This window comes from Methylobacter sp. (assembly GCF_036845245.1).
Classification (GTDB): Bacteria; Pseudomonadota; Gammaproteobacteria; order Methylococcales; family Methylomonadaceae; genus Methylobacter_A.
In genome coordinates, this window is the sequence record NZ_DAIUEH010000028.1 from 37,824 (window position 1) to 52,522 (window position 14,699).

Here is a 14,699-nt window from a genome sequence, read left to right on the forward strand (position 1 = left end):
ATTCAATTTATTTAAGCCTAGTAAATTAACGTACAGCAAAAAACCGTTTCATCACGCTTATCATGTAACCATGATCTAACACCCCGGCACTTTCCCTGATGCTGTGCATCGCCCACATCGGGTTGCCGACATCAATTGAGCGTATGCCCAGTTTGGCGGACGTAATCGGCCCGATCGTGCTGCCGCAGGGCAAATCGCAGCGATGCGAATATTTTTGGTACGGCACTCCGGCTTGTTCGCACCAATCGGCAAACATCGCGGCTGAGACGCTTTCCGAGCTGTATCGATGATTGGCGTTGGATTTAATCACCGGGCCTTTATTGACGGTCACTTTATGGTCGGGATCGTAGGCATTGGGAAAGTTAGGCTGATAAGCATGCGCCATATCCGCGCTGATCATGAAACTTTTCGCCAGTGCTCTGGCATAATCTTCGCTGTCGGTTGCTGTGGCCAAAGCGATGCGTTGCAGCACATCGGGCAAAAAGCTGCCGTCCGCACCTTTATTGCTCTCACTGCCGATTTCTTCATGATCGAAAAACGCACATACCCTGGTACTGTCCAGCTGTAAACCGCCCCCGGCAATGGCTCCATGCGTTGCGCCACCCTCTGCATCCATGCAGTCGTTATCAAGCAGAGCCTGTAATGCGGCATGACATGAGGCCAAATTATCCAGCTGGCTGTCTGCATAAAACTCGTTTTCCGCCCCCCAGAATACGCCTTTCTGGGTATCATACACGGCCAAATCCCAGGATAAAATGCGCGAAGAAGCGATGCCGGTCTGCTGTTGCAACAACTCTGAAAAAAAGACAAGCGGCAGCTGTTCTTCGGTCAATGTCGATAAAATCAACGGCAATTCAACCTGCTTTTGCAGCTTTAAGCCGTCTTCGTTAACCGCCCGGTTCATATGTATTGCCAGATTGGGCAAGCGCAGCAGCGGCTGATCAAATTTGACCAGCATGCGGGCTATTTGATCCTGATCGTTTTTATAAGCGATTCTTCCTGCAAGGCTTAGATCCCTGTCGGTAAAGGTTGCCAGTATCGGTCCTCCGTATATTTCGACGCCCAATCTCAACAAGCCGTCCGTACTGCTGGCGGCATTCGGTTTTATTCTTAGGCCGGGGGAATCGGTATGCGCACCGATAATTTTAAACCCGGTTTCGGCCAGCGGTTTTTGCCCTTGTATAAATAAAACAATAGACGAATCATCGCGCACCACGTAATAACGACCGCCCGGCTGCAATGTCCATTTAGCCGTTTCGTCAAGCCGTTGCCAAGCCGAAGTTTGCGTCGCAAGCTGAGCCTCAATGGTTTGTACGACATGCCAGGGGCTGGGACTGGCATCGATAAAATCCAGTAAGTCTTGAACCTGCTCTTTACTCATAGTCTTTCTTTCAAGTCTAGTGCTGCGGAATTAATGCAGTAACGCAGTCCTGTCGGTTGCGGGCCGTCCTCAAATACATGGCCTAAATGCGCGTCGCAGGACTTACAAGTCACTTCAACCCTGCGCATGCCGTGACTGACGTCAACATGTTCAGCAACACTGTTCTCTGACAGCACATCCCAAAAACTCGGCCAGCCGGAGCCAGAATCATATTTGGTCGAAGAATCGAACAACGGATTGCCGCAGCAAATGCAATGGTAAATACCGTCTTTTTTGCAATCGGCATATTTGCCGGTAAAAGGTGGCTCGGTAGCTTTCAGGCGGCAAATGCTAAATTGCTCCGGCGTCAATTTGTCTTGCCACTGCATATTTTCGTCGTGTTCTTTATTTGTCATGTTTTTACCCCTATAACAACCATTTATAATGACTCGTATTGTACGCGTTCAAGACCGCATAGCCAAAAGACTGCCGATCATAATCGATATGGAAAAAACAACGATTAGTTATGAATTTTGCCTATGCTACAATGCAATCGTTAAGAAATTTAATAAGTGATCAACCATGACAGAACAAATGACTAGCGGGATCGAATTAATGTTTACCGGGATGGGCATAGTATTCCTGTTTTTGACCATGTTGGTAGTCGCTATCAACCTCATGTCGGCACTGGTGCAGCGCTATTTCCCGGAAATACCGGTGTCAAGGACAGTCCCCGGCATTACCAATGATATCGACAAAAACGTTGTTGCGGCGATAACTGCGGCGATACACCAATATCGTAAAAAGCATAACTAACGGCCCTTAGGTCAATGATTAAAAACTTACAAAGGTTTCAGGAGAATCAACAAGCATGTCCACCGATATAAAGCAGCCCTTAGGTATCACCGAAGTCGTTCTGCGTGATGCTCATCAATCCATTTTGGCAACCCGGTTGCGCATTGAAGACATGCTGCCGATTTGCGAGAAACTCGACCAAATCGGTTATTGGTCGATTGAGTCCTGGGGCGGCGCGACTTTTGATGCCTGTATCCGTTACTTGGGCGAAGATCCGTGGGAAAGACTACGCCAGCTGAAAGCGGCTATGCCCAATACGCCTCAGCAAATGCTGTTTCGCGGGCAAAACATCCTCGGCTACCGGCATTATGCCGATGATGTGGTGGATAAATTCGTCGAGCGCTGCGTCGTCAACGGTATCGACGTATTCCGTATTTTCGATGCGATGAACGACATGCGCAACATTGACCATGCCGTCAAGGCCGTGCTCCGCACCGACGCTCATGCGCAAGGCACCATCTCCTACACCACTAGCCCTGTACATACCATGGATTTATGGGTGGATCTGGGCAAGCAGATTGAAGACATGGGCGCGCATTCCATCTGTATCAAGGACATGGCAGGCTTGCTCAAGCCCTACGATGCGTTCGAACTGGTTAGTCGCCTGAAAAAAAGCACCCAAATTCCGATCCACCTGCATTGCCATGCAACCACCGGTTTGAGTGTCGGCACGCTGATCAAGGCCGCCGAAGCGGGCGTGGATAATGTCGATACCGCCATTTCTTCAATGAGCATGACTTACGGCCACAGCCCCACCGAAACCATCGTCTCCAGCCTGGAAGGCACCGGCCGCGATACCGGCCTGGATTTGCTCGAACTGGAACACGTCGCCACCTATTTCCGGGATATACGCAAAAAATATGCGCAATACGAAGGCAGTCTGAAAGGCGTCGATAGTCGCATCCTGATTTCCCAAGTACCTGGCGGTATGCTAACCAATATGGAAAGCCAACTCAAAGAGCAAGGCGCCGCCGACAAATTCGACGAAGTCATGCTGGAAATCCCCCGTGTTCGCGAAGACTTGGGTTTTATTCCGCTGGTCACACCGACTTCGCAAATCGTCGGCACCCAAGCCGTGATTAACGTGATGAATGGCGAACGCTACAAAAACATCACCAAGGAAACCGCCGGTGTGTTAAAAGGCGACTACGGCGCAACGCCTGCACCGGTCAACAAAGCTCTGCAAGACAAAGTACTGAACGGCGCACAAGCGATTACCTGTCGTCCGGCTGATCTGATTGCACCGGAAATGGACAAGCTGATTGCGGAAGTACGCGAAAAAGCGCAAGCCGAAGGCGTAACCCTCGCAGCCAACATTGAAGAAGACGCTTTGATCAACGGCTTATTTGCGCAAGTCGGCTGGAAGTTTTTGGCTAACCGCGGTAATCCTGCGGCCTTTGAAGCAGCTCCGAATGCAGAAGCTTTTGCTGCCAACAACGCACCCCAGGCAAAATCAGCCGCTGCCGACAACGCAACGACCCAACCACAGACGGAAACCTATACCGTCAACGTTGACGGCAGAAATTTCAGTGTTATCGTCGGAGCTAACAACGCAGCCCTGACCATTCAGCCGGCGGCCAGCGCAACCCATGCCGCACTGATAGCCAGCAGCGGCGCAGTGGTTGAATCTCCAATGGCCGGCAATATTTTGAAAGTTCTGGTCGATGTAGGCAGCATTGTGGCCGAAGGTGATGTTGTCGTCATCATGGAAGCGATGAAAATGGAAACTGAAGTACGTTCCAAAACGGCCGGAATCGTCAGCACTGTTAACATAAAAGAAGGCAGTGCGGTTGCCGGGGGCGATGTACTTGTTTCTTTATAACAGATAACCACAGACAATACGAAGAACCGTCGTAGTATCCACGGGCATAAAGGGCGGCCATCCGGTCGCTCTACATGATTAATTAAAGAGACATCTCATGGAAAATCTTACTTCACTCTGGCATAGCACCGGCATATACAACTTTACCGGCGGACAAGCCTTTATGATGCTGGTCGGCTTTTTGCTGCTGTTCCTGGCCATTAAAAAAGGCTTTGAACCCTTGCTGTTATTGCCGATAGGCTTTGGCGCGATACTCAGCAATATTCCGGTTGCCGGTATTGCCGAAGAAGGCGGTATTTTATACTACCTGTATTTCGGCATTAAAACCGGCCTGTTTCCATTGCTGATATTTATGGGCGTGGGCGCGATGACCGATTTCGGCCCGATGTTGGCTAACCCCAAAACCTTATTGCTTGGCGCTGCGGCACAGTTCGGCATCTTTGCCTCGCTGCTGGGCGCACTGGCGCTCAATGTCATACCGGGTCTGGAGTTTACTTTAAAAGATGCCGCCGCGATTGGCATTATCGGCGGAGCCGACGGCCCAACCGCGATTTATGTCGCGTCAAAACTGTCGCCCGACTTATTGGGGGCCATTGCTGTCGCGGCTTACTCCTATATGGCCCTGGTACCGCTAATACAGCCGCCGATCATGCGCGCGTTAACCACCGAAGATGAGCGCAAAATCGAAATGCAACAACTACGTGTAGTGGGCAAGACCGAAAAAATAGTCTTCCCGTTAATGCTGCTGCTTATTTGCACCTTATTGTTACCGTCCGCCGCGCCTTTAATCGGCATGTTTGCACTGGGCAACCTGATGAACGCTTGCGGTGTGGTTGAGCGTTTGAGTCAAACCGCGCAAAACGAACTGATCAACATCGTCACTATTTTCCTGGGTTTGGCGGTAGGTTCAAAGCTCAGCGCCGAAGCTTTTTTGCAAATCAAGACACTGGGCATCCTGGCCTTGGGAGCGATTGCGTTCAGCATCGGCACCGCGGCCGGTGTGATCATGGCGAAAATCATGAATAAATTCAGCAGCACACCGATTAATCCTTTAATTGGCGCAGCCGGTGTTTCCGCGGTACCTATGGCCGCACGGGTAGCCAACAAATTGGGACTGGAGAGCAACCCGCATAACTTCCTGCTGATGCATGCCATGGGACCTAATGTTGCAGGTGTGATTGGTTCTGCGGTGGCGGCTGGCGTGTTATTGAGCTTGGTTAAATAACCATGATAAGGTCCAAAAGCAGTACCGTTGCCTTTTAAACCGTTGTTGATGAAGACTGGCGACCGGTTCCGGTCGCCTCGTCGTTTTTAGATACCTGATCCTGATTTAAGCGGCTTCCATCTTGCGCTTTCCATCCCAAAAGGATGATTTTTTTATTACATTAATTGCTTTCCCAACGCCCTGTTCCGCTTCGGATTTCAACCGGTCAATCAAACACTTCAGTAATGCCTCTGCATGGGCACCAAGCTCCTTTCTAATAACAGGTAAAGCATCTATTTTCCGCATAGCGGGTTCCGCCAAATACACTTGAAAAATAACCTGACTCTGCGTCGGTAGCGCCCCAATTTTTTCATACCAAACTTTGCATGGGTATATGATTTTTTGCTCGACCAGATACTGACCGTTTCTGACATTGCTATCGACCAATTCAACACCTTCATTGACCGCTAACCTGGCCGGCTCAACAACCCATTTTTCAAAATATCTTATTGCTTGATCAGGGCATTGATGGACCATATTTGAAGTCGTATGAATATTTTCGTGAATCAGCATTTTTTTCTTACTGATGAGATCCTTGGCTTCATGAACAATGCCTTGAATGACCTCAATCTGCTGCTGAATTTGTGCTAAAGCAGGGGTAATTATCTTTTCGTCAATTCCGTTTTTGATTTGATCCCTGCATTGGTGAATCGTAAATACCGTTTTTTTCAGTAACGATTGTTGAGCATATGCCAATTTTGATTCTAATTCGTGAATCTTTAAATCGCGTTCGGTTAAAGACTTTTTCAGCAAAGCAATCGTTTTCTTGTTTGTTTTTAGCTGCTCTGAAAGGTTAATCACCTCCGCTTCCAGCTGAGTTAATTTTGCCAATTTGCCTGTTTTGGTACCGTTATCAGATCTCATACCTATCCTCCTATTGCGTAATTGTTTATATTTATTATTATTTTTTTGCCGCTAAAGGCAGGCTCATTCATAACAAACAAGCAACTTAAAGTCAATAAATCAAATAAACGGCTTTCAGCAACTTTCTATATAGGCTTTTATTTCCGCCGACATCACACTAATAGCGTCTATCGGCGGCTGTATGTTGTTATCGTAGCCGTTGCAATTACTAATATTAGAATTTAGGGTAATTTGCTCACTTCTGAAACCTTGCCGTAATCAACACCGACACTGATGATAAAACTGCTGGCCTCTTCGATATTCATAGCTGATTTAATGACCTTCGACTTATCCACAATCACTGTAAAACCGGATGTCGGATTAGGCGATGTAGGAACAAACAGCACATATTTATCTTCGTGCCGGTTCGTAACATAAGCAGTCATCCACATGTCATCTTTGGGGTATTCGACATAAACCACTTCCTTGGCGATGGTCCTGTCATGGGATGAGAACATATTGATGACTTTTTTAAGTACCCGGTAAAGCGTATTGATTAATGGAATCCGTTCAATAACATGATCAAACATGCCAATAACCCAGGACCGGCCTTCCTGGACTAATTTTCGACCAATGTATACCAGAATAAAAAAGCTGATCGCAAAAACCAGAATCGTATAAAGATAATTATCTGCATAGCCGTAAACCATTTGGAACAAATCGGAAACCCGGTCTTTTACAAAAATCATAATTTGCAAAATGATGACGATAGGAATAACCGCAAGAACTCCAATCAAGAAATAATTCAACAGCTTTTTAACCAACTCTTTCATTTTTATCTCCAAATTTTATAAGGACTTCATTATTAACAAGATACCTGATGCAAACAAAAATGCCGCAAATATCTTGCTGTATTTTTCATTATCGATGCCGTTATAAAGCATTTCTTCAGTCAATAAAAACATCACCACAGCAATCTGAATAAAGCTTATTTTGTCTGCGAACGATACCGTAAAATCGCTGCCGATAAACAATAACGTTGCCAATTGACACACCGCGACTGTCGCATAGCTCGCAGCCGCTGTCACACGGGTTTTGTTTTTGGGATAGTGCTTGCTGTAAATTATCACGGTCAACATCGAACCGCCCAAATTGCTGACACCATGAACCAACCCCATCGCCATCAGATAAATTCGTTCATACTTGACGACGGACTGTAACGTTCTATCGATAACCGTTGAAAAATTTTTTAACGCGACAAAAATCAGCAACGGGCCGATCACCAGGCTGATATTGATTTTGACCGTGGTAACAACCAGTAAAAACAACACCACCAAAGGAATACTGTAAATTAATACATTTTTATAGAATTTGGTGTCCACATCCTCATAATGCCTTAGAAATTGTAAAGTGCTTATAGCAATAGAAACCGGCAGCAACACACCCAGCGCATCGACAAAATCATAACCGAGTAAAAGCAACAGGGGGGTGCCAAATAATAATACCCCTACCCCAAAAATAGACTGGATGACAGATGTTGCAATTACTGTAAGTAAAATATCGACCGGCATTATGTTCTCTTAGTTAGTGTTATTTGGGTGCCTCATTATACCCGAGGGCGGATGTAAGCGAATTTATGATTACATCTTCCGTTAGAGTAAAACTCACATAAGAAACCGGTAAAGAATGACGGCCTGTTATCCGCACGAAAGGCATGCAAGCTGTGCCTTGGCGCGTTAGCGTTTGCCGGATTTACTATGCTCGCGATTTTCAAGAAACCGCAACATTGCAAAAGTAAGCCAACCGACAATAACCAAGCCAACAGTAAAAATACTATAAGAAATAGGCCAGGCTATGCCCTGCGTCATCATTGAGAATTCGGACATGCCGCCAATGCCGGCCAATACGTTCAGCGGCATAAATACAACGCTGACGACCGTTAATCGCTTGACGACCTTATTCTGGTTGATATTGATGAAGCCCACGGAAGCATCCATCAAGAAATTGATTTTATCGAAAAGAAAGGCAGTGTGACCGTCCAGTGATTCGATATCACGCAAAATCTGTTGGGAATATTCCAGTTGGTCTTTTGCCAAAAACTTGCTGCGCATCAGAAACGAAACCGCGCGCCGCGTATCCATCACATTCCGGCGAATCCGCCCGTTCAGATCCTCTTCATTGGCGATATCGATCAATATCTTGGCCGCATCTTCATCGCTAATTTGCTTACTCAGCACCTGATTTCCGACACTCTCCAAAGCAAGATAAATATCCTCCAATGCGTCAGCCGAATACTCGGCATTGGCAGCGTAAAGATCAAGCAACATATCCCTTGAGTCGGAGACATAATTGGGCTGGCTAAGCGCACGCAAGCGCTGAAGCCGGAAGATCGGCAACTCTTCTTTACGAATCGAGAACAAAATATCCCGGTACAGGATAAAAGCAACGGCGACGTTACGCGACACGTCATCCTTATCAAGCAGGAAATCCGAATGCAGATGAATTTCGCCGTTTTCTTCGACATAGAACCGGGCGCTCGACTCCAGATCATTCAATTTATCCGGATCGGGAATCTCTATGCCGAAAATATCGCCGACCCATATTCTATCCTCAAACGTCGGCGCAACCAGGTCTATCCAGATCGGTTTAGCCTCAAGCAAATCGTGGGGAGTATTAATCGAAATCTCGTGCAAGCGGCCTTCGTGTAAATTAAACGCTTTGACTCTGGATTTTTCAGTCTTGTAATCTTGTTTTCCCAGTATTTGCAGGACAGAAATCGGGGCTTCCAACAAAATAGGTTGCTTATGATCATCATCCAGATGATCCCAGATCAGCAATTGATCTTCAGGCGGCAATTCTTCCAGAATATGAGCGATTTCAGAAGGGGGTAAATGGTTAAGTATCTGCTGCAATTGCGCCGTGTTCTCTTTACGAACCAGCGTTTCCACCAAACCATGATGAGGCATGTCCTGCTTATGCACCAAGTCTGCAATCAGCTTATGCTTTTGCAAAAGATCAAGTACGGCTTGATGGCTATTGTAGTACTTGGCGGCTGGTTCTTTTTTCATGTCAGGTAATGGCTTAGCGCAGTAGTTGGGCTGACGATAAGAATCAGGGCAATTGAAATTAATATAATTCTATCAAAGCACTGCGATTTGTCGCGATTTTTATGCCGCCCGGTTTAAGTCCAGTCCAATCGAAGCCAATGGGTTTTACAGTAATTCCGCAAGCCGGATAAGTTCAGCCGTTTGTCGGCGTATTTGACCGACAACCTGCTGATCCAACTGCTTTAACCAACGCTCAGGAATCTGCTCAACGCCATATCTAGCCCCTGCCAGCATACCGGCCAGCGCGCCGGTAGTGTCGGCATCGGCACCCTGATTAACCGTTGCAACCAGACAGGATTCAAAATTGTCCGTGCTGAAAAAATAATGCAAAATCGTCTGCACAGTGTCGACAATATAGCCCGAGGCTTTGCCCGGATAAGGGCTATAGGCGAATTCGCCGTATTGATCGATCAACTGCCCGGCTTCCTGTTTCCAGGCGTCCATGTCTAAGCCGTTAATCAGCTGATTGGCGATCCGCCCCAGCGTTAAGGTCGCGGCATCGGACAACGGGTGATTATGGGTAATATGGCTTTGTTGCAAACTCCAATCGCTAAAATAGTCCGGCCGGTTTAAGGTCGCCAGCACCACCGGCAGGTTACGCATACACGCGCCGTTGCCGGCATCGTCATCGCGAGGCAAGCCGAACAGTTCGCCGTTATCCCGGTAACGCATGATGCCGCGTCGGCAGGTATTGCCTATATCCGGCGGATTGCTTTCCAGCCATGCGACAAAATTATCGGCGACCGCCTGAATGCTCCAACCCTGATGGTCAACAATGGCCTGTCCTAAAGCAAGCGACATTTGCGTATCGTCGGTAATTTGCCCCGCTTCCAAATTCAACCAGCCGCCGCCGATAATGTCCCGATGCACGCCGTAGCGTTTTTGGATGAGTTTCGGCGACATAAACTCTACCGTCGCCCCGAGCGCATCGCCGCAGGCAAAGCCTAAATAAGCGCCCAACGCCCTACTCAGTATTTGTTTTGTAGACATTTAGCGTCCTTATCGTTGCACTTTAACCCGGTAATCGCCGCCAATCACCAGATACTCGGCTTCGCCGTGCAAAGCATGGTGCGGCAACAGTTCATTAAAAAAAATCAGCTTAACCATCGGTACTTCAACTTCCAGAATATAAGCACCGAATTCGCTGGCAATACTGCGGCGGTCGGTAAAAGAAACAATACTATTGAAGCGAACGATTTTATGCAGTTTATCTTCATCACGGACAATCCAATGATCATCCAGCGAATTGACGCCGCGATAGAGGGTTTTATGCGTCGCAGCCGGAAATTGAAAATGTTCGATAACCCACTGGCAATATTCGTAAAGAAGGTCGAGCTGCATATAAATGCAGTTGTTGTGATAACGGCTGTTCATCTTTTCTTCGATATACATGATCCAGTCTTTGCTGATAAAACTGGCTATCTGCTGTTTGTGAAAAGTCGGAAACAGCCCGAAGCGGCTTTCGACCCAGCCTTTAAAAACCGCGCCTTGGGCGTTGTTTGAATCCAAGCCCCAATCCTGGATTAACCTGAGGTAACTATTACGATAACGCCGCCTTCCCGAATGATCGTTGCTTAATCGCTGCTCGGTTTCAAAGCCGAAAACCACACACATATAGTCTTGAAATACCCGGCCGCAGTCTTCGCGTGTCGGTTGTCTGTGCAATTGTTCAAACAAGCCCGAAGCCGATTCGCGAGTACCTGAAATATGCAACGGTTTGGGATTTTCGTTAAAGATATGACTGGCCATGCAAGCAGTCGCCAAACCGATTAAGTTGGTGCTGTGGCCATGTTGGGAAATATCAGGCATTGATTGATTAGGAAAATAGTCAGGCGGTAAAAAATTGCATCAATTTTCACATCAAATTGTCCGTTTAGCCAGAATGCGTTAGGAAATGACCTTTTCGGCCGCAGCCCTGACTAAGCCTTTTCAGATAGGCGCTCTCGCGCAAAAATTTAAGTTCGTAATTAATGAACTTCGGATTCAATCGGATAACTGTTTCTCTACATCCATCCTACAATGCAAGATACGAACAACATCAATATCATCTGCAACTTTTCGATAAAAAATAATGTGTCGTTCAATACAAAACTTACGGTAATTTTTTCGGATTTCATCACAAGCCACACCTAAATCCGGCTCATCGGCTAACAGGTGAAAACAATTATCCAATATGCCAAGATACTTATTTCGCTGATCACGCCCCCAGATTTCTTGCGTATAACGAGCAATAGATTTCAAATCATCCTTGGCTTGCTTTGTTAATCGAAAAGACGGCATTACGCACCGTCTTCTTTATCAAGCTCTTCAATCAAACCTGTTAGCGAATAATTTTCAGCGATTCCGCTTTCTTCTCCTTCTATCAGCGCGGAACGTAAAGCAGCCAATTTTATTTCTTGAGCCTCCAAAAGCCTAAGCCCCGCCCTGACAACCTCACTTTTAGAACCGAAGCGCCCTTCTTCGACGATGTCGGCAATGAATTTTTCAAAATGAAGTCCAATCGAAACGCTGGTATTTTTTTGCATAAGCTATAACCTCACTTTTATCTATGTACCAATTATTAATAGTTATTGGTATTTTTACAAGTGCTTAATCCGGAAAGGCGACACCTGGCTATCGATGGAAACATGAGTAGATTGACGACATAAAGCTCAGCTATTTTCCGATCTGTTTTACCGCTATCAGGCTAAATATGACACAAGGTGCCGTCGTTCACATTAATATTGAAAGCGCTGCTGAAACCAACAACATATCTTCCGTTTTCCGGCCGTAATGCAATCAAATGAAAATCCGGTAACGAGCTCAGCACACTAACAACCTCGCCAAACTTATCCTGCAAGTCTTGTATCCGCTCAGCGTAAATTGCATCATCCTGGATTATTTCCTTAACACTGCAATTTAATACCGCCCGTTCTCGGGCAAAAAGGTTAGGCGATTCGGATTCAGGACGGATAAACAATATCGATGCCTGCGGGTTATTCAGCAGATTAACCGTATGGCAAGCTAACTCGCTGACATAGATATAAAAGACTCCGGCATCGTCCCGCACAAAAGGTGCGTAACTGATGTCAGGAATGCCGTTTGCTGAAGCCGTCGAGAGTAACAGTGTTTGCTGTGACGCCACCAGCTCTTGATAACGATTGGTAATGTCTTCAAGGTCTTGTTTGCTTATTTCGCTCATTGGTAATCTCCGGCAAGCACTGTAGGGTTGGACAAAGCTAATATCAATGTTAGATTTGTCGACATCCCAAGGCTTTGTGCTTGCCACTGTTGGCTTAACGATAAGCTACCAAGCAACCCGTTAGGTTAGCTAAACTCTCGCATACCTATATACGCCTTTTATATTCTGTGCCAAATATTGCCCTTTTGATCCCGCACTTTTCATATTATCAAAAGTCGTTACAGGTATATCAAAATAGTCATAGAGCGAGCCATTTTTAAATTCAACCCTAAGAACTCGGCTAGATTCTTCGTAGCCAAATCGTGAAATATTCGAAGAGTCAGGGGTTTCAATCATATTCATGTTCATTTTTTTCTCCAGGTTCATCAGTAAAGTTTTCTGTGTTTTCTTTTTGCACAGTTTTGTCGTGTTGGTAGTGGGGGCTTTGTTTTCGCCATTGGCGAATCATAGCAGAATAGTCTTTAGGGTCACGCGGTAGATTCCAGGCCCCAGCATCCCCATATCCTTCTTCATTTTTCCGAACTACAACGTTTGGATCATAACTATCCGGTCGTCGACCAGACGGAGGTGGCGTAATTAACGTCCGAACCGGAAGGCTTACCGCCTCACCAACAATGATGGCTTCTCCGGTTCTTAAAATAGGTAACATTTCAAAAAGCCCTTTTAGATTATCAGAAGTGGCTCCGGTAACATGTCCTCTGTCAGTATCATTGGCAAGGCGCATAGCGAATATTGTGCCGCATTGCGAGAGTATGGTTGGATCAATTTCTGAAGGTCGTTGACTTACTATCATCATGCCTACCCCATATTTCCTACCTTCTTTGGCTATGCGCCGGACTGCGGCGGCAGCTGAATCTGAGTTTCCTTTAGCCAAATAAACATGTGCCTCTTCTAATACCATCAGTAAAGGACGCAGTCTACCGCCTTCCGGTAAGTTTCTAGCCCAAAAAATTGCGTCGTATAAAATACGTAGCAATGCGCCGATTAGATCGTTTAACACTGACGAAGGTATGCCCGACAAGTCAAGAATTGATATGGGCTGGTCACCACCAATCCAATCTTCCAAAAGAGTATCTAAATCTTGTTTAGTTTGACCATCAATATTTGGCAACCAATCTCCGGGGTAAAATAAGAACGCCATTCGAGGATCTCTCAGTTTTGATGCTAATCCAGCAAGTTGTTGGCGTAAACCTAGGGGTGATGGTGATTGGCTCCAGTTTATTCGTTCGGCAGCACTACCAGATGTCTTGACTGTTTTATAGGTTGGAGGTGTGACGCTCATAGCATCACCAAGCAACGGCTGCTTGTTCTCATCAAAAACATAAGCTGGCTCCAATTCTTCTTGAGAGCCGCCAGGATTCGCCATTACAGTTTTATGCTCACGTTGATGTAGTTCAAACCACAGTTTGTGAAGACAAAAAGGAACAGGGGTATCGACAGTAATCCGAGATGCTTCAACTCCGTCTCTGGGTTGTTGAGATACCGATTCTTTCTTTAGCTGAACGATTATATCGGCAACAGCAGCAGTTTGCTGATCGTTCAAATTGCCAAAGGCAAGTCTTGTCAGTTCTTCAAAACTTAGTGCCCAGAACGGCAGATAAAGTGATTTCTGATATTTTCTCGATTCTGCGTCAACCCGAAATACGGATGCCCGGTCTGAAAGAGCCGTTGCATATTCGCCGTGAATGTCTAATACAATTATCCTGGCAGAAGGGTAATCAGGAGCAGACAAGGCATTTAACAATCCAGCCACGGTTGTTGATTTCCCCGCCCCCGTTGTCCCGACAACAGCCGAATGCCGTGTTACCAGTTTATTGATATTGACTAGGGCAGGAATTGATTCTGCGCTGGCCAAATGACCAACCGACACAAAATCTTGGGGGTCGCCTGCCCCATAAATCGCAATCAGGTCTGCTTCCGTCACGATATAAACTCGATCATCTATGGTTGGATGCTGGGAAACGCCTCGCTGAAAATGTCCACCACGTTGGCCTTCTCCAACTATCTGTACTTTTAACCAGCGATTGCCATAAGTTTTTTGCTCTTGCTCACGTTCGGGGGCGGCACCTGCACCAACTTGAGAAACGACACCATACAAATCGACAAATCCTAGAGGAATACGAACAAAACTACCGACTTGACCAATACGGTACCCTTCACCGTGAACAAAGCTTAGGCCCGTAATCGTTTCATTGCTCAACTCGACGGTTACCGTTGCGCCATACACATCTTGCACTGTACCAATAAATGTAGGATCACGTCGCATA

Annotated in this window: 16 protein-coding genes; 3 read left to right on the forward strand and 13 right to left on the reverse strand. The window is 46.4% G+C overall.

The window, feature by feature from the left end; all coding sequences use genetic code 11:
• Window positions 1-25 precede the first annotated feature (25 nt).
• The gene (locus tag V7051_RS13555) at window positions 26-1,381 is read right to left on the reverse strand and encodes a M18 family aminopeptidase (RefSeq protein WP_333875639.1); all 1,356 of its coding nucleotides are present in this window, start codon (window positions 1,379-1,381) and stop codon (window positions 26-28) included.
• Window positions 1,378-1,776 carry a peptide-methionine (R)-S-oxide reductase MsrB gene (gene msrB / locus V7051_RS13560; RefSeq protein WP_333875640.1) on the reverse strand — a complete coding sequence of 133 codons (399 nt, stop codon included), beginning with the start codon at window positions 1,774-1,776 and terminating at the stop codon, window positions 1,378-1,380. The genes V7051_RS13555 and msrB overlap by 4 nt, the downstream gene beginning before the upstream one ends.
• 166 nt (window positions 1,777-1,942) lie before the next feature.
• On the opposite strand from msrB, the gene V7051_RS13565 reads away from it, so the two are divergent.
• The 3 genes from V7051_RS13565 (at window position 1,943) to V7051_RS13575 (ending at window position 5,262) form a co-directional block, all read left to right on the forward strand.
• Window positions 1,943-2,176, forward strand: a complete 234-nt coding sequence (locus V7051_RS13565; RefSeq protein ID WP_333875641.1) for an OadG family protein — start codon at window positions 1,943-1,945, stop codon at window positions 2,174-2,176.
• 55 nt (window positions 2,177-2,231) lie between these two features.
• Window positions 2,232-4,037, forward strand: coding sequence for a sodium-extruding oxaloacetate decarboxylase subunit alpha (gene oadA, locus V7051_RS13570; RefSeq protein ID WP_333875643.1), 1,806 nt, complete (start codon window positions 2,232-2,234; stop codon window positions 4,035-4,037).
• Between the two features lie 97 nt (window positions 4,038-4,134).
• Complete coding sequence (locus V7051_RS13575; RefSeq protein WP_333875645.1) at window positions 4,135-5,262, forward strand: sodium ion-translocating decarboxylase subunit beta; 1,128 nt, start codon at window positions 4,135-4,137, stop codon at window positions 5,260-5,262.
• Window positions 5,263-5,367: 105 nt separating this feature from the next.
• On the opposite strand, the gene V7051_RS13580 is transcribed toward V7051_RS13575, so the two are convergent.
• The 11 genes from V7051_RS13580 to V7051_RS13630 all read right to left on the reverse strand — a co-directional run bounded on the left by V7051_RS13580 (window position 5,368) and on the right by V7051_RS13630 (window position 14,698).
• Complete coding sequence (locus tag V7051_RS13580; protein WP_333875647.1) at window positions 5,368-6,165, reverse strand: hypothetical protein; 798 nt, start codon at window positions 6,163-6,165, stop codon at window positions 5,368-5,370.
• A gap of 221 nt (window positions 6,166-6,386) precedes the next feature.
• Window positions 6,387-6,977: a DUF502 domain-containing protein gene (locus V7051_RS13585; protein WP_333875649.1), complete on the reverse strand. Its 591-nt coding sequence runs from the start codon at window positions 6,975-6,977 to the stop codon at window positions 6,387-6,389.
• Window positions 6,978-6,992: 15 nt separating this feature from the next.
• A complete protein-coding gene (locus V7051_RS13590; RefSeq protein WP_333875651.1) occupies window positions 6,993-7,715 on the reverse strand; it encodes a TSUP family transporter in 723 nt (240 codons plus the stop codon).
• 165 nt (window positions 7,716-7,880) lie between these two features.
• The gene (locus V7051_RS13595) at window positions 7,881-9,212 is read right to left on the reverse strand and encodes a magnesium and cobalt transport protein CorA (protein ID WP_333875653.1); all 1,332 of its coding nucleotides are present in this window, start codon (window positions 9,210-9,212) and stop codon (window positions 7,881-7,883) included.
• 144 nt (window positions 9,213-9,356) lie between these two features.
• Entirely contained in the window at window positions 9,357-10,241 is an 885-nt protein-coding gene (draG, locus tag V7051_RS13600; RefSeq protein ID WP_333875654.1) for an ADP-ribosyl-[dinitrogen reductase] hydrolase, read from the reverse strand.
• Window positions 10,242-10,250: 9 nt separating this feature from the next.
• Window positions 10,251-11,060 carry an NAD(+)--dinitrogen-reductase ADP-D-ribosyltransferase gene (locus V7051_RS13605; RefSeq protein WP_333875655.1) on the reverse strand — a complete coding sequence of 270 codons (810 nt, stop codon included), beginning with the start codon at window positions 11,058-11,060 and terminating at the stop codon, window positions 10,251-10,253.
• Window positions 11,061-11,234: 174 nt separating this feature from the next.
• Window positions 11,235-11,531 carry a type II toxin-antitoxin system RelE/ParE family toxin gene (locus V7051_RS13610; protein ID WP_333875656.1) on the reverse strand — a complete coding sequence of 99 codons (297 nt, stop codon included), beginning with the start codon at window positions 11,529-11,531 and terminating at the stop codon, window positions 11,235-11,237.
• Window positions 11,531-11,776 carry a type II toxin-antitoxin system ParD family antitoxin gene (locus tag V7051_RS13615; RefSeq protein ID WP_027148991.1) on the reverse strand — a complete coding sequence of 82 codons (246 nt, stop codon included), beginning with the start codon at window positions 11,774-11,776 and terminating at the stop codon, window positions 11,531-11,533. The genes V7051_RS13610 and V7051_RS13615 overlap by 1 nt, the downstream gene beginning before the upstream one ends.
• Window positions 11,777-11,937: 161 nt before the next feature.
• Window positions 11,938-12,432: a HugZ family pyridoxamine 5'-phosphate oxidase gene (locus V7051_RS13620; protein WP_333875659.1), complete on the reverse strand. Its 495-nt coding sequence runs from the start codon at window positions 12,430-12,432 to the stop codon at window positions 11,938-11,940.
• Between the two features lie 129 nt (window positions 12,433-12,561).
• Window positions 12,562-12,780 (reverse strand): KTSC domain-containing protein, encoded by a 219-nt coding sequence (locus tag V7051_RS13625; RefSeq protein ID WP_333875660.1) that lies wholly within the window; start codon window positions 12,778-12,780, stop codon window positions 12,562-12,564.
• Entirely contained in the window at window positions 12,761-14,698 is a 1,938-nt protein-coding gene (locus V7051_RS13630) for an ATP-binding protein (protein WP_333875662.1), read from the reverse strand. The genes V7051_RS13625 and V7051_RS13630 overlap by 20 nt, the downstream gene beginning before the upstream one ends.
• Between the last annotated feature and the right edge of the window lies 1 nt (window position 14,699).